Annotated in this window: 15 protein-coding genes; 2 read left to right on the top strand and 13 right to left on the bottom strand. The window is 65.9% G+C overall.

Features of this window, described 5'->3' with window-relative positions; all coding sequences use genetic code 11:
• Positions 1-233: 233 nt before the first annotated feature.
• A complete protein-coding gene (locus HMPREF1478_RS04305) occupies positions 234-2,285 on the bottom strand; it encodes an ABC transporter permease (RefSeq protein ID WP_034474912.1) in 2,052 nt (683 codons plus the stop codon).
• A 9-nt stretch (positions 2,286-2,294) separates the two neighbouring features.
• Entirely contained in the window at positions 2,295-3,092 is a 798-nt protein-coding gene (gene modA, locus HMPREF1478_RS04300) for a molybdate ABC transporter substrate-binding protein (protein ID WP_016460862.1), read from the bottom strand.
• A 348-nt stretch (positions 3,093-3,440) separates the two neighbouring features.
• Between modA and HMPREF1478_RS04295 the strand changes: the two genes are divergently transcribed.
• Positions 3,441-3,953, top strand: coding sequence for a molybdopterin-binding protein (locus HMPREF1478_RS04295; RefSeq protein WP_016460861.1), 513 nt, complete (start codon positions 3,441-3,443; stop codon positions 3,951-3,953).
• A gap of 213 nt (positions 3,954-4,166) precedes the next feature.
• On the opposite strand, the gene HMPREF1478_RS10085 is transcribed toward HMPREF1478_RS04295, so the two are convergent.
• The 11 genes from HMPREF1478_RS10085 to moaA all read right to left on the bottom strand — a co-directional run bounded on the left by HMPREF1478_RS10085 (position 4,167) and on the right by moaA (position 19,065).
• Positions 4,167-6,224, bottom strand: a complete 2,058-nt coding sequence (locus HMPREF1478_RS10085; protein WP_016460860.1) for a hypothetical protein — start codon at positions 6,222-6,224, stop codon at positions 4,167-4,169.
• A 75-nt stretch (positions 6,225-6,299) separates the two neighbouring features.
• Positions 6,300-6,929, bottom strand: a complete 630-nt coding sequence (gene mobA / locus HMPREF1478_RS04285; protein WP_034474910.1) for a molybdenum cofactor guanylyltransferase — start codon at positions 6,927-6,929, stop codon at positions 6,300-6,302.
• Complete coding sequence (locus tag HMPREF1478_RS04280) at positions 6,920-7,744, bottom strand: HesA/MoeB/ThiF family protein (RefSeq protein ID WP_016460858.1); 825 nt, start codon at positions 7,742-7,744, stop codon at positions 6,920-6,922. Before HMPREF1478_RS04280 ends, mobA begins: the two co-directional genes overlap by 10 nt.
• Before the next feature lies 1 nt (position 7,745).
• Positions 7,746-8,165, bottom strand: coding sequence for a molybdenum cofactor biosynthesis protein MoaE (locus HMPREF1478_RS04275; protein ID WP_016460857.1), 420 nt, complete (start codon positions 8,163-8,165; stop codon positions 7,746-7,748).
• 101 nt (positions 8,166-8,266) lie between these two features.
• The gene (locus tag HMPREF1478_RS04270; protein WP_016460856.1) at positions 8,267-9,262 is read right to left on the bottom strand and encodes a MoaD/ThiS family protein; all 996 of its coding nucleotides are present in this window, start codon (positions 9,260-9,262) and stop codon (positions 8,267-8,269) included.
• Between the two features lie 304 nt (positions 9,263-9,566).
• Complete coding sequence (narI, locus tag HMPREF1478_RS04265; RefSeq protein ID WP_016460855.1) at positions 9,567-10,343, bottom strand: respiratory nitrate reductase subunit gamma; 777 nt, start codon at positions 10,341-10,343, stop codon at positions 9,567-9,569.
• Between the two features lie 5 nt (positions 10,344-10,348).
• Positions 10,349-11,038, bottom strand: coding sequence for a nitrate reductase molybdenum cofactor assembly chaperone (gene narJ, locus HMPREF1478_RS04260; protein WP_016460854.1), 690 nt, complete (start codon positions 11,036-11,038; stop codon positions 10,349-10,351).
• Entirely contained in the window at positions 11,035-12,585 is a 1,551-nt protein-coding gene (gene narH, locus HMPREF1478_RS04255) for a nitrate reductase subunit beta (protein ID WP_016460853.1), read from the bottom strand. Before narH ends, narJ begins: the two co-directional genes overlap by 4 nt.
• Positions 12,585-16,355 carry a nitrate reductase subunit alpha gene (locus HMPREF1478_RS04250; RefSeq protein ID WP_016460852.1) on the bottom strand — a complete coding sequence of 1,257 codons (3,771 nt, stop codon included), beginning with the start codon at positions 16,353-16,355 and terminating at the stop codon, positions 12,585-12,587. Before HMPREF1478_RS04250 ends, narH begins: the two co-directional genes overlap by 1 nt.
• A 69-nt stretch (positions 16,356-16,424) precedes the next feature.
• Positions 16,425-17,777 carry an MFS transporter gene (locus HMPREF1478_RS04245; RefSeq protein WP_016460851.1) on the bottom strand — a complete coding sequence of 451 codons (1,353 nt, stop codon included), beginning with the start codon at positions 17,775-17,777 and terminating at the stop codon, positions 16,425-16,427.
• Positions 17,778-18,000: 223 nt separating this feature from the next.
• Entirely contained in the window at positions 18,001-19,065 is a 1,065-nt protein-coding gene (moaA, locus tag HMPREF1478_RS04240; RefSeq protein WP_016460850.1) for a GTP 3',8-cyclase MoaA, read from the bottom strand.
• 559 nt (positions 19,066-19,624) lie between these two features.
• Here moaA and HMPREF1478_RS04235 point away from each other — a divergent pair.
• Positions 19,625-20,641, top strand: a complete 1,017-nt coding sequence (locus HMPREF1478_RS04235; protein ID WP_034474907.1) for an endonuclease domain-containing protein — start codon at positions 19,625-19,627, stop codon at positions 20,639-20,641.
• Positions 20,642-20,966: the final 325 nt, after the last annotated feature.

Genomic DNA, 20,966 nt, shown 5'->3' with positions numbered 1-20,966 from the left:
CGGGCTCGCACTGACTAAAACCGCTGAATACCCGGCAAAATAGAGGGTGGCATCCCCCACACTGAGCACGCGCCCACTCGTGCGAAAACAAAGAATTACAACATATGAAGCGTGACAAAATTCAACCCATCGGCAAGAACCCCGCCACGGCCTCGTCGCGCCCGCACGACACTGACCTGCCTGCCATGCCTGTCCCACCCCGTGTATCCGCAGGTGCGAGGCACACGCGCCGTTCAGGAGGCGGCCGCGATACGGATCGCGCGGACCTGGGTGGCCTTGACGCTCGCCCAGAGGCGATCACCGACGCCGAGGCCGAGCTCGGCCCACGCGGAGGCTGTCACGCGGGAGGTCACTGACACGCCCTCCGCGAGCGCGACGCGCACGCTGACAAGGGAGCCGTCGACGTCGATGCCCGCGACGACACCGGGTAGGACGGACCGCGGCGAGGCGTGGGATTCCTCGCGGGAGAGAGCCACAGCCTCGGGCGGGAAGGTAAGCGCGACGCGGCCACCCTGACCGCTTCCGCCGGAAACGACATCATCGGCCGCATCGCCGGACGCCACGTCGACACGACCAGCGTCAGCCGAGTCAAACCCGGACAGGTCGGCCGCCCACAGTTCGCCCTCTCCGACGCTCACGCCGACCATGCCGGGGCGCATCGCAATGGGACCGGCCACGATGTTAAGCCCGGCCAGGCGGGCGGCGAACACCGACTGCGGCGAGGCGAGGACGCGGGCGGGTTCACCCTCCTCGACGACGCGCCCGTCCCCCATGACGATCATGTGGGAGGCGAGGGCCAGGACCTCGGCGATGTCGTGCGAGACGAGCAGGGTCGTGATTCCCGCGCCGGTGAGGCGCTGGCGCAGGACGGAGGACACCTGGGCGGTGGCCTCGACATCGAGGGCAGCCGTGGGCTCGTCGAGGATGAGGACCTCGGGGCGGAAGACCAGCGCGCGGGCGATCGCGACGCGGGCGGCCTGGCCGCCGGACAGGTCGGAGGCGCGCTTGTGCGCGAGGTCGTCAATGCCGACGGCTCGCAGCTGCTCGAGTGCGGCGGCCCGTGCCTCGGCGCGCCCCACCCCGCGCACGCGCAGCGGGAACGCGACATTGGCCAGCACGCTCATGTGCGTGAAGATGCGGGGGGCCTGGGAGACCATGGCGACGCCGCGTCGGCGCGCGGGCACGAACGTGGCGGCGTCGTCGACGACGCGCTCGCCGATGCGGGCGCTGCCCTGATCGAGACGCAGGGTCCCGGCGATCACCTGGGCGAGCGTGGACTTTCCGGCGCCGTTGTGGCCGACGACGGCCGTCACGAGGCCGGGGCGCAGCTCCGCGTCCACCTTCCAGCCGCGCTCGGCGATGGTTCCGGCGACGCGCACGTCCGCGCCCTCCCCCGCATCTCCCGCGAGCGCGGTCGAGGCCTCGGAGGAAGGAGCGGAAGGAGCGCCGGGAGCGGCAGCCCGCCCCAGCCTCGTCGAACGAATGAGCGAGGCGATGCGACCCCACGGGGTTTCCGTGAGCGCGACGACGAGGGCGGCGACGCCGAGGAGGACCACGCCGAGCGCGAGGGCCAGGTCCGCGTCGGACTCGCGGGCCAAGTAAATCTGGAGGGGCATCGTGCGGGTCACGCCCTGCATGGACCCAGCGAACGTGAGGGTCGCACCGAATTCGCCAAGGCAGCGGGCGAGCGCGAGGGCCGCGCCGCGACCGAGGCCGGGAAGCACGGTGGGCAGGGTGATCTGCCAGAAGACGCGCGAGGGCGAGGCGCCGAGGGAGGAGGCCATCTCGTCGAGTCCCTGCTCACGCGCGCGCAGCGCGGATTCGAGGGTGACGATGAGGAAGGGCAGGGAGACGAAGACCTGGGCGATGACGACGGCGGTTGTCGTGAAGGCGATGTCGAGGCCAGCGCCGCTGAGGAGGGCCCCGAGGGTGGAGCGCCTACCGAAGGCCGCGAGGAGCGCGATGCCGGCGACGACGGGCGGCAGCGAGAGCGGCAGTGCGACGAGGATGCGGGCGGCGCGCACGCCCCGCCACGAGCGGGACAGGACGAGGGCCGCGGGAACGCCGAGAAGGAGGTCGACGCCGAGCGCCATCAGGCAGGTGCGCATCGACAGACCGAGGGCCGAGGCCGCCTCGGGGGTGGCGAGGGTTGCTCCCAGGGTCGCCCAGTTGACGCGCCCCAGCATGAAGGCCAGGGGCAGGAGCAGGAAGCACAGGGCAAGCGCGCCGAGGCCCCCCGCCCAGATGGGCAGGGGGCTCACGGCGGGCGTTCGACGCGATGTCACCTGTCGATGTTACTTCGCGGCGGGCGTGAAGCCGGCGTCTTCGAGGACCTTCTGTCCGTCGGCGGAGAGGACCAGGTCGATCCACTTGCTTCCCAGATCCTTCTTGGTCGAGGCACTCACGAGGGCGATCGGGTACTTGTTGACGGCCTCATTGGCGCCCTGGATCTCGACGGTGTCGACGGCGTCACCTTCGGCGAGGGCGTCGGTCTTGTAGACGATGCCGGCGTCGGCCTGGCCGGAGGCCACCTTGCCGCGCACGTCGGTGACGGCCTGCTCCTCAGAGACAGGGTTGAGGGTCACGCCGAGGTTCTCGGTGAGGGTCTTGGTGAGCTTGCCGCAGGGGACCTCGGGCGCGCAGATGACCAGCTTGGCGCCCTCGAGCGAGGAGTCGAGGCCGGTAATGCCCGCGGGGTTGCCGGGCGTGGTGATGAGGACCAGGGTGTTGGTGACGAAGATGGTCTGCGCGTCGACCTGGGAGGCGTCGGCGGCCTTCTTCATGGTGGACTCGTTGGCGGTGGCCAGGACGTCGACGTCCGCGCCTTCGCCGAGCTGGGTCACGAGGTCCTGGGAGCCCGCGAAGTTGAAGCGCACGTCCACGCCGGGGTTGGCGGCCTCGAAGGTCTTCTCGAGCTCACCGAAGGTCTCGGTCAGCGAGGCGGCGGCGTAGACGTTGAGGACGGTGGTCTCGGCGGCGGGCTGGGTCGCGGGCGCCGAGGCCGTGGAGTCCGCGGCGGGGGAGCCGGAGGTGCAGGCGGCGAGGGCCAGGGCGGCCGCGCCGAGGACGGGAAGGATGCGAAGGGAGCGCACTCGCCTCTCCTTTTATGAGGGAATGGAACGCATTAAATCTAACAAGGTATGCGGCACGCACGCAACGATTCACAGATCCGCATCCGAATCGTTACTTTTCCCCCTCATTTCAGTGAAATGAAGAGCTCCATTTAACTTGTTTTTAGCCATAGTAAATACGGGCAATCGGCAGCAACTCCATACATTCGACGATGGCTGGACTCGCGAGGCCCCACACAGGCCTCATTTGCCTCGGCCGACACACCCACAAAATCGCCGTCACGCCCGCACCCATCCCCACCCCACCTTGACACGAAGGAGGGACTAGGATCACAGTCACCAGCAAGTCACCACGTCCTGGAGGACACCATGCCCAAGCCCGTCGACTACGACCTGAGCCAGATCAGCGCCCACGTCATCACCTATTCCGACCGCATTCAGCGCGGCACGAAGGAGGATCGGGCGACCCCCGCCTGCACTGCCGCACTGGCAGAGGCGGGCCTCGGCCCGGTGACGGTCGCGGCGATCCCCGAGAGCGCCGATATCCTCGAGACGGAGATCCGCGACGCGCTCGAGGCCGGCGCGCGCTTCATCCTGGTTCTGGGCGGATCGGGCTTTGGAGTGGGCAACTACGCGCCCGAGGTCGTCCGCTCCATCGTCGAGGTCGAGATCCCGGGCATCGCCGAGCAGATCCGCGCCCACGGCCTCGCCAACACCCCGCTGTCGGGTCTGTCTCGGGAGGTCGTCGGCGTGACGGCGCGCGACGCCTCGGGCGCGCTCATCATCTCCTCCCCCGGCTCGCGCGGCGGCGCGCTCGACACCCTCGAGGTGGTCACCCCCCTGCTCACCGCGATCTTCCACCAGCTCGACGAGCAGCGCTAACCCTTATCTCCGTCCCCCTCCCCCTCTCCCCCTCTCTCAATGTCGCATGCAATTTGGCTCTCCTAAGTTTTCTTAGGTATCGAGAAAACGTTGAAATACCAACATTCCCATTTCAAAGTTCGAAAGGTTGACATGGGAATTGCATGCGACATTTGCGGGGAACCATGCCGATGATCGGAGACGAGGCCTCGGCAGGATCAGGGGCAGCCGGAATCAGGGGAGGTAGCCGGTCCAGCGACCCGAGGGCGCAAAGGTTGCGCGTCGACCATCGACGACCTGCGTCCCGGTGACCATGGCGCCCGTGTCGTTCATGTAGTACCAGGACCCACCGTCCTGGATCCACCCCGTGGCCATGACGCCAGAGCCGGGGAAGTAATACCAGGTCCCACCCACGTTCTGCCAACCGACAGTCATCGCGCCCGATGAGCTCATGTAGTACCAGGCGTCACCGTCGTGCAGCCAGCCTGAGACCATCTTCCCGGATTCGTTCATGTAGTACCAGGAACCGCCGTCCTGGATCCACCCGGTAGCCATCGTGCCTGCACCATCGAAGTAGTACCAGGAGCCGTCGATACTCTGCCACCCCGTGACCATAGCGCCAGAGGAGAGCATGTAGTACCAGTGTCCGTCGACCTTCTGCCAGCCTGTGAGCATCGCGCCGGTCGACTCGTCCAAGCGGTACCAGGTCCCTCGGTCGGCCAACCATCCGGTTGAGGCGCGACCGTCGACGAAATAGTGCCAGTTCCCATCGACGCTCTGCCACCCCTGCGCGGTCGGGTTCCCCTTGTCGTCAAGGTAGTATCTGGAGCTTCCGTCGTAGATCCACCCTGTCGCCATAGCGCCGGTGGAATCCATCCAGTACCAGGTGCCGCGATCATTCACCCACTGGCTCGTCGCACAATAGGGGTGATCCGCAAAGAAGTACCAGTTGCCTGACCAGCCCTTCCACCAGCCGTACGTCGACTGGGGGCGCGCACCCTGGAACCACCACGCCCGCGGCGTGACGCCCTGGTAATACTCGTGTCCCCAAGAAGCGGCTGACAGGTCGTTGTAACTGATACCCGATTCGCTAAAGGTTCCCACGACGGCGGGAATGCGCGCCTTGTCCCACAGGTCAGCGGTTGGCGCCCATGACGCGGTGCCGCTGACGGTGACTGACGTCGTCAGGCGGTCCGGGGTCACCCATTCGGGGTTCGTCTGAATGATCATCGAGGGCGAGAGGGTGGCCATGAAAGACTCTGAGTTCGAGGTCGCCAGGCCGTGGTGCCCCGCCTTGAGCATGTCAACATGCCCAACGACGGCCGCTATCCGATCCTCGAGGTCCCCCTCGATTTCGAGGTCAGCGGCGAGGAATGCGCGGTGCCCGAAGGCCGAGACGACGCTCCCCCAGCCGAGCAGGTTCGCATCGCGGATGGGGTGGCGCTGATAGGACTCCTGGGGATCAAAGGGAATCAGCTGAACGTCCATGTCGCCGAGCTGCACGTGCGTGTCGTAGTTCCGTACGTGCTGGACGAGCTGCGCGCCGTAGCTGCGCTGCGCCCAGGAGGCGGCGGCAATCATGCGGTCATAGACCCACTGGTTGTCCCAGAGCGCATTCGGGTTTGAGATCCAGGCGTCGGAGTATTCCGGGCTGAAGATAACCTGCGGATGGAAGCGGTAGATGATGTCGTCCGCATTGTCGATATGGTCGGAGTGAGGGTGGGTGCCCAGGTAGAAGGCCAGGTTCGAGGAGGTCACCCCCTGGGATGACATGTAGTCCAGGATCCGTTGCGTGTCCCCCTTGGGCGCCGGGGTGGTCCCCGGTCGCAGGGGGTAGCGGGGGTCGGAGCCGTCGGGCGCACCCTGCCCCTCGCCTCCGTCGATCATGCCGAATACTCCCTTGGATTCGAGCAGGATTGCGTCCGATCCCTGGGTGGAGATGACATGAACGCGGGTCGGTCCAGAGGTTCCGGGATAGACGTAGGTGCGGACGTCGGCGTTCTCCTCCTGGGACGAGGCCGTGGCTGCGTCGGCAGACTCGGTGGAGTCGGCGGATTCGGCAGACTCGGAGGCGTCAGTGCCGTCCGAGGCCGCACCGTCCTGGGAGTCGGCCGGATCGGCCACCCCGCTGTCCGAACGTGACAGGTCGAGGTCGGTGGACTCCGCGTCGCCGCCCAGTTCCTGACCGTCTAGTGGCGCGGCGATAGTGGAGGGAGCGAGGCTTGCGATGAGAATTCCTGACACTATGGCCAGTCCAAGCCGCTGCCACAGCTGTCCGTGACGAAGTTTCATGAGGGCACCTTGATGGGAATGAGCCGTGAGACGCTGACCCTCCCAACCTATACCCTCTGTGGCATTACTTACAAATCAGTTGCCCAGAAAATCCTGCCACCAGGCCACATCCTCGGGGGTATCAATATCCCGGCAGACGTCAGCGTCAACCCTGACCCGCTCGAGCGCGAGCGCGCGCAGTACCCGACGCACCCCCACGCCGCGCACGGACCCGAGGGCGGCCACGGCCTCGTCGATAACGCGGCGCAGCGCCCCCGCGCGATACACACCCATGAGGTACTGATCGAAAGGCTCCGGATCACCGCCGCGCACGATACGACCCTCAACCCCCTCACCCAACGCAGGTTCGAGGAGGGCAGGCAGGAAAGCACCCACACCGGGCGCATCGACGGAGACCACGACAACCAGAACGTCGTCGTCGACGCCCAGCGCGCGCAAGCCCGCATCGATACCGGCCAGCGGGCCACCGCTCGGCGGATCCTCGAGCGTGCGCACGACCCCTTCCGGGACGCGCACGGTCGGGGGCACGACGGCCACGCATCCCGCGCCGCACGCCTCCACCAAAACCCCGCACACGCGGTCGATCAAACGCACACCACCCAGCGTCAGGTCGGGCTTCGACACGCCACCCAGGCGCTCGCCCCCGCCTCCGCCGACGACAATCGCCGCCACGTCAGCGCGCGGGGCCACGGGGGTCACTCCCACGGGGCGAAAGTCAGCACGTCGGCACGCTGCGTCGCCGCATCCATCATGAGGACACGCCCGATGAGCGGCTCGCCGAAGCCCACCAGCACCTTGATAGCCTCCGTCGCCATCGCGGTGCCCGCCTGGCCGACGACGGGGCCAAGCACGCCGACCTTCGGCGAGGCCGGCGTCGTCCCGGGAGCAGGCTTGACCGGGTGCAGGCTGCGTAGCGTCAGCGACGGCACGGGGGCCGGCGCCTGGGACCAGAAGACGCTCACCTGGAAGGCCATCGACACGACCGTGCCCCACACGAGCGGCACGCCCGAATCAGCGCAGTAGTCCGCCACCAGGTACTTCGCGTCGAAGTTATCCGTGCACTCCACAATCAGATCCCACTCGCGGCCGTGCTCATCCAGCCACTCGCGGGTCACGTGCCCAAAGCGCTCAAAATGCACCGACGAGTTGAGCCCACTGAGATGACGCACGGCTGAATCCGGCTTCGGATCCCCCACGTCGCCCTCGCCGTGCAGCAGCTGACGCTGCAGGTTCGACACCTCAACAACGTCGGAGTCACAGATGCCGATCGTGCCAATGCCGGCCGCCGTCAGGTACAGGAGGACGGGCGAGCCGAGGCCGCCCGCGCCCACCACGAGCACACGGGACGCAGCCAGGCGCGCCTGACCGGCCTCGCCGATACCCGACACCAGCCAGTTACGACGGAAACGTTCCAGCGCAGGGTCCCCGGCCTCGTACGGGAGGGGCTGATTGATGAGCGGAAGCGCGACGGAGCGGCCCGAGACGGCCACCTCACGCGAATAGGGATCGCCGATCGTCATCTCACAGACCCGACCAGTTGTGCGAACCGTCGGACAGCTCCTGCTTTTTCCAGATCGGCAGCTTCGCCTTCACGTCCTCGACGATCGTCTCGACCGCGCGGAACGCCTGCGCGCGATGCTCCGCCGCAACGGCCACGACCATCGCATCGTCACCGATCTCCAGACGGCCCACGCGATGCCACGCCACAATGCAATGAACGCCGGGACGATCCCTCATTTCCGAGACAATTTCCCGCAGAATCTGCGGGGACGAGGGGTGCGATGAGTACTCGATCGCATCCACGCTCTCACCACCGTCATGGTTACGAACCGCGCCGATAAAAGATGCGACGGCACCACAGGTGTCACGGCGAGCACTGTTGATCAGCGCGGCCGCATCCAGGGGGTCCTCGGTAATACCGGTTGCAATCTCTGCGGACATGGGATCCTCCAATGATGGGAGAGGCTTTGTCTTCATCCTACGATGAAGCGGTCAGGATTGTCTCACAACCCTGACCGCCCCACACAAATGACTAGTAAATCTCACCCACCGGCGAAGGGGGGCAGCACATCGACGCGCGCACCCGGCGCAAGCTCGCTATCCGGGCGGGCCGAACGCTCGTTCACAAGGTAGCTCGACACGCTCAGGATACGTGCCAGCTCGGGACTCTCCGCGCTCAGCTGTTCAATGAGGTCACCGAGCATTTCCGGCGTCTCAGAAGAGGGCACCTCACGCACGTATCCACCGGCCGCCTCAGCGGCACCACCGAAGAAGTGCAGGGTCGTCGACAGAGGCTTCGGGTTCGCCTCGTTCAGCGGACGAATGTAGATCGTCATGCGCAGCGGATCCATCGGATCGACGTCAATTGACCACGTGGCAAATCCGGTCGCCGTTCGCTCGAACACGCGCTCGACAATGCCGCGACGCAGTTCCAGCGCAAGATCGTCCGGCGTGCCCGGCTCACTGAACGGGCACGCCGTCAGCACGACCGCCATCGGATCGGTGTCGTGAGGGATCGACGCGAAGCCCATCGCGTTCATAAACAGGCGCACCTTGCCCAGGTGGGCCGCGATGTTGAAGGTGTCGCGCACCGGACGACGACTCGGCGCGTGGCTATGATCCGGGACCTCCATCGTCACGAGCGCGGCATCGGCCCACCGCGAGCCAATCTCACGCACAGACGCGGCAGGATCCGCCGCATCCGCACGCAACCAGGCCAGCAAAGACGAGGTGAGCTGGTGCAGCATCTGGGCAGCGAAGGACGGATCTGCCGGAGTCGTCGTCGAATAGCCGAGCGCGGGACGGCCTCGCCCCGACGAGGGAAGCTGCTGCTTCTCGACCAGGCCGAGCGCAAACAGGCCCTCGAGGGTCTCGCGCACGCTCGACACGTGCAAGCCGGCCTCCTGGGCCAGTTCTGCGACAGTGACGGGGCTCGCATGGTGCGAAATGCGCTCCAGGAGAGCGTGCTGCGCGGGTGTCAGGGCAGCCATCGCGGCGAGTGTTTCAGCCAGGGGCCGAGAACGGGAGGTGTCATTCATCAATAGTCCTCTCTCCCTCATAATCAGCGGAAATGCACATGACGAGCATCACCAAACGGCATTAAACCTGTTACGTTACTTACAAAGTGCTCTTTATTCTACCCAGCATACAAGCTGCTCCGCACGGCCAATACCACCGAGTGGTCTCATTACGCGGGGTCGAAGTACCTATTCACGCAGGTGACACCGCGCACCCCACGATAAAGACTCGGGGGCGAGCTCTCGCCCGCCCCCCGGTCCCGCCGATCACCCGGCCACGGCCTCGCCCCTTCGGCAGGACCGCGGCGCGGGCGCCGACCATCGATCAGTCAGACATACCGCCGCGCGTCAGCTGGTGCTCGCGGCGCTCGTCGCGCGCACGGTAGACCACCGGGGGACGCGCCACGTAGCCGACCGGCGCGCTCACCGCGTGCACGAGGCGGGTGAACGGCCAGATGCAGAAGAGCAGCAGACCGGCGACGATGTGCAGCTTGAAGCTGAGGGGCACATCGACCATCAGGTGCGCCTGCGGGTGCAAGTAGAAGATCGAGCGGAACCACACGGAGATCGTCTCGCGGTAGTCGTAGCCCTCATGTCCTCCGAGCACCTGGTTGAGCAGCGTCGCCGCGCCGCCCAGGAGCACCGGGATGGTCAGCATGACGTAGGTGACGATATCCATGCGGGTCGTCGCCACGCGTACCGACTTGTACACCAGACGGCGGTAGATAAGCATCGCGAGGCCGACGATCGTCATGAGTCCGGCGATCGTACCGGGGATCGTCGCCGTCAGGTGGTACACGTGCTGGGGCACGCCGGCCGCCTCGGTCCACGTCTTCGGGATCACGAGGCCGAGGATGTGGCCCATGAACACGAAGAGAACACCGAAGTGGAACAGCGGCGACGCCCAGCGCAGGATGGTCGGCTCATTCCACTGCGAGGAACGAGACGTCCAGCCGTACTGGTCCGTCTTGTAGCGCCACGCGAGACCCACGATGAGGATCGCGAAGGACACGTAGGGCAGGACCACCCACAGGGCAATGTCCAGGAAGGACAGCGACTGCGTCGCAGGTGCTGACGCGGCATGCAAAAGTGCGGATTCCATGAACGTTACCGTCCCATCGTTGTTTCGGAAGTCGGGAAGGGCGTGGCAGACAGATCGCCCACGCCCACCAGCTCGGTGGGCGGCCCCTGGCTAATGAGCTTACGGAAGCCCTCAATGGTCTTTTCGTCCGGCTCGGGCAGCGTCGCGACCAGCGCATCCAGCAGCGGCGCGTACGGGGAGTCCGCGGCGCGCAGCGCCGTGCGGATCACCTCGATGCCCTCGCGGTTCGAGCGCAGCAGGCCCTCGGCCGTACCCGTCTCGTCGAAGGCCGCGAACTCCAGGACCACCGGCAGGTGATCGGGCAGCTCCTCGCGGTCCATCTCGAAGCCGGCGCGGCGCAGCACCTCCTTGAACGCCAGGATTGCCTGGCCGCGTCCACGGGTGTCGCCGTGCGTGTAGTACGTCAGGCCGAGCGCGCAACGGCGGCGCTGGTCGAACGTCTCCACGTAGGTGGTCTGCATGGCGCGCAGGCCCGCGGCGCGAGCGTAGCTCACGAACGAGGCCAGGGCCGACGAGGCCGGCTCCGGCAGGTCCGCCAGAGCCTCCTCGACGGCGTTCAGCTTGGTCTCAAAGTCATCCCCCGGGTAGTCCAGGAGAACCGAGACCGCCATGCGCACGCCGCGCGCGTCCTGCGGATCCATCTCCGTCTCCGGAGCGGCCGTAGGAATGCGCGGAATGCCGACGAAAGTACTCATCGAACGACCTCAAGGGGGAGCATCTGGCGTCCCTCCGGCGACGAGCCACCCATCGGGCGGTTCGACGTGGCGGGGGCCAGGCCGTGGAAGGCCTCGACGTCGTAGGACACCGGGCAGCCCTCGAGTTCCTTGATGCCACGAGGCATCTCGGGGTGGGCGGTCGGGATGACGAAGCGGTCGTCGTACTTGGCGATCGACAGCAGTCGGTACATCTCCTTGACCTTCTCCGGGGTCATGCCCACGGAGGCCGGGATTTCCTCGTTCGTCGGGTTGTCGACGAAGACGTCGCGCATGTAGGAGCGCATCGCGGCGAGGCGACGCAGCGCCAGCTCGACGGGAGCCGTGTCTCCGGCCGTGAACAGGCCGGCCAGGTACTCCAGCGGGATGCGCATCTGCGAGATGGCGGACAGCAGAACCTTGTGGTCCTCGCCGTCGCTGCCGGACGCGGTCACCTGGTCAACGACCGGGGAGAGCGGCGGCACGTACCAGACCATCGGCAGGGTGCGGAACTCGGGGTGCAGCGGCAGGGCGACCTCGTACTCGGTGATGAGCTTCCAGATCGGGGACTCCTGGGCGGCCTGAATCCACGAGTGGGGAACGCCGTTGGCCTGGGCCTGGGCGACCACCTGCGGGTCGTTCGGGTCGAGCAGGATCTCGCGCTGGGCGCGGTAGAGGTCGCGCTCGTCCTCCTGGGACGCGGCCCAGGTGACGCGGTCCGCGTCGTAGAGCAGCACGCCCAGGTAGCGCAGGCGGCCCACGCAGGTCTCCGAGCAGATGGTCGGCTGGCCGACCTCGAGGCGCGGGTAGCACAGCGTGCACTTCTCGGCCTTGCCCGTGTTGTGGTTGAAGTAGACCTTCTTGTAGGGGCAGGCCGACACGCACATGCGCCAGCCGCGGCACTGATCCTGATCAACGAGGACGATGCCGTCCTCGGTGCGCTTGTACATCGCGCCCGAGGGGCACGCCGACACGCAGGTCGGGTTCAGGCAGTGCTCGCAGATGCGAGGCAGGTAGAACATGTACGCGTCCTCGATGGTCTTGGCGACCTGGAGGTTCATCTGGTGCAGGACCGGGTCCTGATCCAGGGTCTCCATGGAGCCGCCCAGGTCATCGTCCCAGTTCGGGCCCCACTCGGGCTTGTCGATGTGCTCGCCCGTGATCGTGGACTTCGCGCGGGCCGTCGGGATCGCACGGGAGTTCGCGGGCGCTTGGAGCAGCTTGTCGTACTCGTAGGTCCACGGCTCGTAGTAGTCCTTCATGGTCGGCTGCGTCGGGTTCGCGAAGATCTTCGCGAGCGAGGCGACGCGTCCACCCTGACGGGGAACGAGGCGGCCCGTGGCGGTACGCTTCCAGCCGCCCTTCCACTTCTTCTGGTCCTCCCAACCGCGGGGGTAGCCCACGCCGGGACGGGTTTCGACGTTGTTGAACCAGATGTACTCGGTGCCCTCACGGTTCGTCCACACCTGCTTACAGGTGACGGAACAGGTGTGGCAGCCGATGCACTTGTCGAGGTTCATCACCATCGCGATCTGAGCCATGACCTTCATCAGAACTGCACCTCCTGGGAGCGGCGGCGGATAACCGTGACCTCGTCGCGGTTATTGCCGGTGGGACCGTAGTAGTTGAACGCGTAGGCGAACTGCGCGTATCCGCCGGCCAGGTGGCTCGGCTTAATGAAGATTCGGGTCAGCGAGTTGTGCGTACCGCCGCGCTTGCCGGACTCCTCGTTCAGCGGGGTGTTGATCTGGCGATCCTGGGCGTGGTGCATGAACACCGTGCCCTCCGGGATGCGGTGGGAGACAACGGCGCGAGCCGACACGGTGCCGTTACGGTTCTTCGCCTCGATCCACTCGTTGTCGCGCACGCCGATCTTCTCGGCGTCCTGCGGGCTCATCCACACCGTCTGGCCACCACGACCCAGCGTCAGCATGTACGGGTTGTCGTAGTACTGGGAGTGGATGGCCCACTTGTTGTGGACCGTCAGGTAGCGCACCGCGACCTCGGCCTGACCCGGCTGACCGGGACGGTGGTCGCCGACGGGGCGCTCACCGTAGATGTGCGCCAGGTCGAGCGGGGGACGGAAGATCGGCAGGGACTCTCCCATGTCCATCATCCAGTCGTGGTCGATGTAGAACTGCGGGCGACCCGTGAGCGTGTGCCACGGCTTGCGGCACTCGACGTTCTGCACGAAGGCGCTGTAGCGGCGCCCGCCGTGCTCGGAGCCCGACCACTCGGGGCTGGTGATGACGGACCGCGGCTGCAGGACGGTGTCCTGGTAGGTGATCTTCTTTTCCTCGTCACCCTCAGCCAGGAACGCCATCTCGTTGCCGACGCGCTTTTCCAGCGTACGGAAGCCCTGAACGGCCAGCGAGCCGTTCGTGGTGCCCGAGAAGCGCAGCGCCATGTTCGCCGCCTTGATCGCGGTGTCACACAGGGGCGCACCCTCGCCGGCGTTGCCGTCCATGGGGGCACGGCCGTTGAGGTCGCCGAGTTCCTCGAAAGCCTCCTGGACGTTGAACGCAACGCCCTTGGCGGCCAGGCCAGCCTTTTCCAGGAGCGGACCCATGCGGTCGAACTTGTAACCGACCTGCGTGTAGTCGCGCTCGATCGGGACCAGCTTCGGCATGGTCTTGCCGGGCGTCCACGTCTGCTCGGGGACGACGCCGCTCGCCATGGTCATGGCGTCCGGGGAGTCGTGACCCAGCGGGACGGCGACGACGTCCGTCTGCGTTCCCAGGTGGTCGGCGGCCAGGCGTCCCACGAGGTGTGCCAGCGTCTGGAACACCTCGAAGTCGGTGCGCGCCTCCCACGGCGGGTTCACGGCCTCGTCGAAGCAGTGCATGAAGGGGTGCATGTCCGTGGAGGACAGGTCGTGCTTCTCGTACCACGTGGCGGCCGGCAGCACGACGTCGGAGTGCAGCGTCGTCGAGGTGTTACGGAAGTCCGCGACCCACATGAGGTCGAGCTTGCCGGGGTGAGCGTCACGCCAGTTGACGGTCGCGGGACGGGAGCCCTCGGGCAGCTCCTGCGCGTTGACCTCGTTGCCGGTGCCCAGCATGTGACGCAGGAAGAACTCGGTGCCCTTCGCGGACGAGCCGAGCAGGTTCGTGCGCCAGTTCGCGAGGATCTTCGGGACGTTGTGGTGGGCGTCCGGGTCCTCGATCGCGAACTGGAGGCGGCCCTCGCGCAGCTCCTGGGACACGTACTGCGCCGGAGCCATGCCGGCCTCGGCGGCCTCGCGACCCAGCTGAGTCGAACCCTTGGAGAACGTCGGGTAGCAGGGCATCCAGCCGCGCTGAACCGACTCGACGAGCGTGTCGACCAGCTGCTTGCCGTCCAGGTGCGAGGACTTGATCGGGTTCGCCATGGCCGAGGCCGGGGCCCCGTCGTAGCGCCACTGGTCGGTGGTCATGTAGTACCAGCCGGTGGAGATCATCTGACGCGGCGGGCGCGCCCAATCCAGGGCGAAGGTGAAGGAGCCCCAACCCATGATCGGGCGGACCTTCTCCTGACCCACGTAGTGGGCCCAGCCGCCGCCGTTGCGGCCCTGGGTGCCACACATTTCCGTGAGCGCCAGGAACGTACGGTACATCTGGTCGGAGTGGTAGTAGTGGTTCGTGCCGGCGCCCATGAGGATCATGGAACGGCCCTCGGTTTCGACCGCGTTCTGCGCGAACTCGCGACCGATCTTGATGGCGGCTCCGGCGGGAACCGAGGTGAACTCCTCCTGCCACGCGGGGGTGCCCGGCGTGGAGGCGTCCATGTAGTCGGTGGGCCACTGGCCCGGCAGGCCCTCGCGCTCAACCGCGTAGTGGGCCAGCATGATGTCGAACACGGTCGTCACGAGGCGGCCGTTCACGCGGCGCGCGGGCACGCCACGCAGGACGTAGCCGCCACCGACCGAAGCCTGACCGGAGGCCGCCGGCAGGTCGAAGCGCGGCAGGGCGATCTCGACGCCCCCCCACTCGTTCGTGTCCATGATGGACAGGACCGGCTCGACGCCATCGAGGTTGAGGTTCCAGTGGCCTGCGCCCTCCTCGCCGAAGCGATCGGCGAGCGTGCCACCCGGGTCCTTGACCGTGCCGTCGGCCTCGATGACGAGGGGACGGAACTCGTTGTTCTCGGTGCGCTCGGTCGTGCCCTCGGGCATCTTGGCGGCCGTGAGGAACTTGCCGGGAACCAGCGTCGCCGGATCGATGCCCTCGTGGGCACCGTCGCCGACCTCGCCGATCTCCACGAGGAACGGGCCGTCGGTGTAGCGCTTCATGTAGTCCAGGAACATGGGCTCGCGCTTGCCGACGTGGAATTCCTTGAGGATGACGTGACCCATGGCCTGGGCCAGGGCACCGTCCGTGCCGGGCTGGACGCGCAACCAGTCGTCCGCGAACTTTGTGTTGTCCGCGAAGTCCGGGGACACAACGACGACCTTCTGGCCGTGGTAGCGGGCCTCGGCCATGAAGTGTGCGTCGGGGGTACGGGTCAGCGGCAGGTTGGTGCCCCACATGATGAGGTACTGCGAGTTGAACCAGTCGCCGGCCTCGGGCACGTCGGTCTGGTCGCCGAAGACCTGCGGGGAGGCCGGCGGGAGGTCCGCGTACCAGTCATAGAAGGACAGCATGGTGCCGCCGATGAGCTCGTGGAAGCGGGCGCCCGCACCGTAGGAGATCATCGACATGGCGGGGATCACCGAGAAGCCGGCGATGCGGTCCGGGCCGTACTGCTTGATCGTGTGCACGTAGGCGGAGGCGACGATCTCCATCGCCTCTTCCCAGGACACGCGGACCATGCCGCCGCGGCCGCGCTGCGACTTGTAAGCGCGCGCCTTCTCCGGGTCCTCAACGACCGCGGCCCACGCGTCGACCGGATCGCCGAGGCGCTTCTTGGCCTCGCGGAACATGTCGAGCAGGACGCCGCGCACGTAGGGGTACTTGATACGGGTCGGCGAGTACTCGTACCACGAGAACGCCGCACCACGCGGGCAGCCGCGGGGCTCGTACTCGGGCATGTCCGCGCCGGTCGACGGGTAGTCAGTCTGCTGGGTTTCCCAGGTGATGACGCCGTCCTTGACGTAGATCTTCCACGAGCACGAGCCCGTGCAGTTCACGCCGTGGGTGGAGCGCACGATCTTGTCGTAGCTCCAGCGATCGCGGTAGAAGGAGTCGCCTTCGCGGCCGCCGTCAAGGAAGAGCTGGCGCGCGTCGGCGGACGCCTTGCCGCGACGCAGCCACGAGCCGAGCGCAAACAGGGTTGCGCCGGTCGCGGGCTTGACCTCACCGCCGTAGGTCGGGAAGGTCATATCGGATTCGAGATTCGTCATGGGGTGCTCCTAAGAGTCGAGTGACGAGGCAGTGGCAGGTCCGTTCGGCACCGCGCAGTGCCGGATGGATCAGCCGGGGAACGGGGCGTTCTTGCGCGCGTACATGACCCAGCACAGGACCGAGCACAGGGCGCAGAAGATGGCGCATCCCAGGAAGAAGGCCCATGCACCGCCGGTGCCGACCGCGGAGAGGGCGACGCCGACGAGGAAGGGGCCGAGGGATGCGATGGCGGAGGTGAAGCCGATGGCGCCGCCAGCCTGGCGGGCCGGCATGATCATCGGCATCTGCTTGAAGGTACCGGCGTTACCGAAGCCGGAGAACAGGAACATGGTAAGCATGAGCGCCATGAAGATGTAGAAGTCGGTCCAACCGGTGGGGTTGTACAGGACCCAGGCGATACCGGCCAGTGTGATGGCCATGCCGACGCCGGAGATGAAGGTCCAGATGGCGCCGCCCATGCGGTCACAGAAGATGCCCCAGGACATGCGGATGATCGAGCCGATGAGGGGGCCAAGGAAGGCGAAGGTCGCGCCCAGGACCGGCAGACCAACGGTGGACTCGCGGCCGAACTGGTTGTTGATGAGCAGGCCGAAGACGGCGGAGAAGCCGGAGAACAGACCGAAGGTCATGACGTAGAGGATGGTCATGTACCAGGTGTTGGGGTTGGAGAAGATATCGAGCTGCTGCTTGATGTTGGCCTTGACGGGCACGTCGCGCAGCCAGATGAAGGCGAGGATCGCGGCGACGAGGCACCACGGAATGAAGAAGACCGCAGCGTTGTAGACCCAGATGCTCTCACCCGCGTGGTCGCCACTGGCCTGCGTCTGCGGAGCCAGCCAGGTCATGCCGAAGAGGCCAAAGCCCATGAGGATGGGGCCGACCAGCTGGATGACGGACATACCGAGGTTACCGATGCCACCCTGCAGGCCGAGCGCCGTGCCGGCGAGGCGCTTGGGGAAGAAGTAGCCGGTCGAGGGCATGTAGCCGGAGAACGAGCCGCCGCCGATTCCACACATGAAGGCCAGGGTCAGCAGGACCCAGTAGGGGGTCGTGTTGTCCTGGACCGCAAAGAACCAGCCGAGCATCGGAATGATGCACAGCAGGGAGGTGATACCCACAAGCTTACGGGTGCCGATGAGCGGGGGCAGGAACATGTAGATGAGGCGCAGGATGCCGGCGGCGAGGCCGGGGAGGGCGGTGAGCCAGTACAGCTGCGACTTGTTCAGATCGAAGCCAAGAAGCGTCAGCTTCGGCGCGATGGCGCTGGGCAGGAACCACACGCAGAAGGCGAGGATCAGCGAGTAGGTCGTGATCCACAGCGTGCGCCACGCGAGCTTCGAGTCCCACTTGGACTCGTCGTTGGGGTTCCAGTCAGTGAGCAGGTAGCGGCTCTTCTTGGCCGCGGGTTCGGTCGCGCTCATGGCTCTCCTCGTGTCTGAAGGGTGTCCGGGCGCGGGCGCACGCCGGACATTCTTTAACACGGAGGCTACCAATGGAAATGACGTAACCCACACGAACTCATTGGGACGTACATCACCCTTGGAAACGTTGGGAAAAGTCCTTCTACAAGGCAAGATACGGCGGACAACAAAGCCACAATTGACCGCCGTTAGAAAACACCGGCATTACGGAATTTAAGGGAGGTTACCCGCCAATACGACTCATCGTGCGCGACGGGCGCGCGAAGGCATCGAGATTGAGGCCGTGCGCGGCAGGCTTCGTCCACATCGCATCGGCCCATCGGGCGGCAATCTGAGCGTCGTCTCCCCCACCGCGCAGCAGGTCGCGCAGCGACGTCTCCTCAGTGGAAAACAGGCAGGAACGCACCATGCCGTCAGACGTGAGGCGCGTGCGGTCACAAGCATTGCAGAACGGGTCAGAGACGGAGGCGATAACGCCGAGCCTCTTACTCGGGTCACCGTCGACGATCCAGCGTCCCGCCGGCGAATGCGGGTCCTCGCGCGGCGCGGGAGTCAGCGTGTGGCGAGTCCCCATGATGTGCAGGATCTCGTCGGCAGTCAGGATGTTCTGGCGATCCCACGTGTCGGCCGGGCCGATCGGCATCTGCTCAATGACGCGCAGCTCGATGCCTCGGTCCAGGCAGTAGTCGACCAGGTCGGGCAGGTCGGTCTCGTTCATGCCGCGCAGCACGAGGGTGTTGACCTTAATGGGACTCAAGCCCGCGCGGGCGGCAGCCTCGATCCCCTCGAGGACGTCAGCGAGGCGGTCGCGGCGGGTGATCGCCGCGAAATGCTCGGGATCCAGCGAATCAAGCGAAATGTTGACGCGGTTCAAACCCGCGTCCTTCAGGCCCTGGGCGCGCTTGGCCAGGCCCAGCGCATTCGTCGTCAGAGCCAGGTCGAGCGGCTTCCCCTCGTCGGTGCGCAGGTGGGAACACTCGGTGATGATCCCCTCGAGGCCTCGGCGCAGGAGCGGCTCACCTCCCGTGAAGCGCACCTGGCGGATCCCCAACCTGTGCACGCCGATACGAATGAGGCGCACGACCTCGTCGTCTGTCAGAGTGTCCTCGGTGGGCAGCCAGTCCAGGCCTTCGGGGGGCATGCAGTAGGAACAGCGCAGATTGCAGCGGTCAGTGAGCGAGACGCGCAGGTCTCGGGCGACGCGCCCGAAGGTGTCGACGAGCCGCAGCGGCGCGTCACACGCAGCTGCATCTGCCGCCTGAGAGGCGGAAACGAACTCGACAGACATGGCGCAACCCTACCGCGATTTGCCCTGTGTTCGCCCCTCGAAAAACCGAGCCCGAACGGCATCATGCGGCCCCGGCCTCGTCGTTGAGAGAAACGAGACAGGCACCGGAGCCCAATCAGCGTGGCCAAGCGAGAATTATGCAGCCACCACCCACCCCGGCGGTGCGAAACCAGTTCATTGCACCCGTTGGTAGCGGTTACAGCCACATTCACCCCAACAACGATAGGTTCTCTCACCAAGAACCTGAACGCGCCCCACTGCCCCACTAACAACGGCCCAACAGGCCGGGCAAATGGGGGGTTTGGCAGCATTAGAAGTCTCGTCACGGCGTGTCGCCGGCGTGTCGCGCCCCTAATGCTGCAATTCCCCCTTGCAACCATGTCCGGGCAACTGAAATGAGCTGCAACCGACCAACCCGGCCCACGCCTCGTCACACCACACAAGAAGGCCAGACCCATACCCGCACCTCATTGCACCGCGCGAGGACACATCAGCACTCAAACACAATCAGAAGATTCAAACAGCAACGAACTAATAACTATCGCACTAGAATTTATTCATGAGCCAAGAAGTCAGGGGCAACGACGCTCCTTTCATCCTCGACGCCGTTGAACGCGCGATCATTCGCGTGCCGCGCTCCAGCCACCACGGACTCACAAGGAGACCGACGGCTGTGAAAATCGCGGGCAGGACCCACCTTGATCTGTCTCTCTTGACAGACATAGACATGAGTCGGCTACCGGAGGTTGTGCTCGCCGCACGCCTCTACCACCTCGCACACACGCACCATGCCATGGTGGTCACCGGTCAGTGCGCACTGTGGGCGCACGGCTACGGAAGTGATCCCGCACTTCCCCCTATCACGGTTGCCGCCTCATCCGCCATCCGCCCGATCATCCTTCCCGCCATAGCAATCGGCACTCACACCTTTGCTCCCATAAAGGTCAAGGCCAGGCACGTTTGTCATCTCCCTGCCTTTAGCGACACACGCGGCCTTCTCATCGAGAGCCTCGAAGCAGCACAGATCACCGTTACACGAACCTCACCGAACCGGAGAGCCGCCTTCACCCAGCTCTGCATGATCGGCAATGCCTTCACGCACTTCGACAACTTCCACCTCAAAGACTCACGCCGACACGAGAAGTTCTGGAAGGAGTTACTGAGCGCAGAGCTTACGCGTCTTGGCAATAGGGCTCGTGGCCGCTCTCAAGCACAGTGGATCATCGCCCATGCTGATGCCGGATGTGCCTCCCCCGGAGAAGCGCGCGTACTGTACGAGCTGTGCGCAGCAGGCCTCACCGGCATGCGCACACAGGTCGAGGTACACACGAGGGGCCGTCGCTACTTCATCGATTGCGCATTCCCCGCCGAGAAAGTCGGCATTGAGTTCGACGGGCGCGCCAAATACGGCGATAACCCTGGCAGTATTCACGCCTCACTTTCCCGCGAGCGCGAGCGCCAACGCCATCTTGAGGCCGAGGGCTGGCACATCATCCGCACCGGCTGGCACGATCTGGACCATCCAGACGAGCTTGTTGCGCAGGTCCGCGCCGCACTCGCTGCACGCCTCGGATGAGTCCACGACACCCGGCGAACGCCGTCAGCGGCTGTCTCCACTGCGCCAACGAAGGCCCCCCAGGCCACGCAAGTGGGGGTTTGGCAGCATTAGAAGTCCCGTCGCGGCGTGTCGCTGGCGTGTCGCGCCCCTAATGCTGCAATTCCCCCTTGCAGCCCATGTCCAGGCCACTGAAACGGGCTACAACCACCCAACCCGGCCCACGCCTCGTCCAGCGGGCGCCAGGCAGACGGCTACTCCCAGCCGCCCGACCAGCAACCGAACAACACCGTGTGCGCACATGCCCCCGACGCCCCTCCCCCACCCCACCTGGCCCTACACTGGA

It is taken from the genome of Actinomyces sp. HPA0247 (assembly GCA_000411415.1).
Lineage (GTDB): Bacteria > Actinomycetota > Actinomycetes > Actinomycetales > Actinomycetaceae > Pauljensenia.
This window is presented reverse-complemented; position numbering and strand designations above follow the sequence as displayed.

Excerpts from the sequence above, each read along its gene's own strand:
- HMPREF1478_RS04295 (WP_016460861.1), top strand. The coding sequence starts at position 3,441 with ATGCCCAAGCCCGTCGACTACGACCTGAGCCAGATCAGCGCCCACGTC.
- HMPREF1478_RS10085 (WP_016460860.1), bottom strand. The coding sequence starts at position 6,224 with ATGAAACTTCGTCACGGACAGCTGTGGCAGCGGCTTGGACTGGCCATA.
- HMPREF1478_RS04280 (WP_016460858.1), bottom strand. The coding sequence starts at position 7,744 with ATGACGATCGGCGATCCCTATTCGCGTGAGGTGGCCGTCTCGGGCCGC.
- HMPREF1478_RS04275 (WP_016460857.1), bottom strand. The coding sequence starts at position 8,165 with ATGTCCGCAGAGATTGCAACCGGTATTACCGAGGACCCCCTGGATGCG.
- HMPREF1478_RS04270 (WP_016460856.1), bottom strand. The coding sequence starts at position 9,262 with ATGAATGACACCTCCCGTTCTCGGCCCCTGGCTGAAACACTCGCCGCG.
- narI (WP_016460855.1), bottom strand. The coding sequence starts at position 10,343 with ATGGAATCCGCACTTTTGCATGCCGCGTCAGCACCTGCGACGCAGTCG.
- narJ (WP_016460854.1), bottom strand. The coding sequence starts at position 11,038 with ATGAGTACTTTCGTCGGCATTCCGCGCATTCCTACGGCCGCTCCGGAG.
- narH (WP_016460853.1), bottom strand. The coding sequence starts at position 12,585 with ATGAAGGTCATGGCTCAGATCGCGATGGTGATGAACCTCGACAAGTGC.
- HMPREF1478_RS04250 (WP_016460852.1), bottom strand. The coding sequence starts at position 16,355 with ATGACGAATCTCGAATCCGATATGACCTTCCCGACCTACGGCGGTGAG.
- HMPREF1478_RS04245 (WP_016460851.1), bottom strand. The coding sequence starts at position 17,777 with ATGAGCGCGACCGAACCCGCGGCCAAGAAGAGCCGCTACCTGCTCACT.
- moaA (WP_016460850.1), bottom strand. The coding sequence starts at position 19,065 with ATGTCTGTCGAGTTCGTTTCCGCCTCTCAGGCGGCAGATGCAGCTGCG.
- HMPREF1478_RS04235 (WP_034474907.1), top strand. The coding sequence starts at position 19,625 with ATGAGCCAAGAAGTCAGGGGCAACGACGCTCCTTTCATCCTCGACGCC.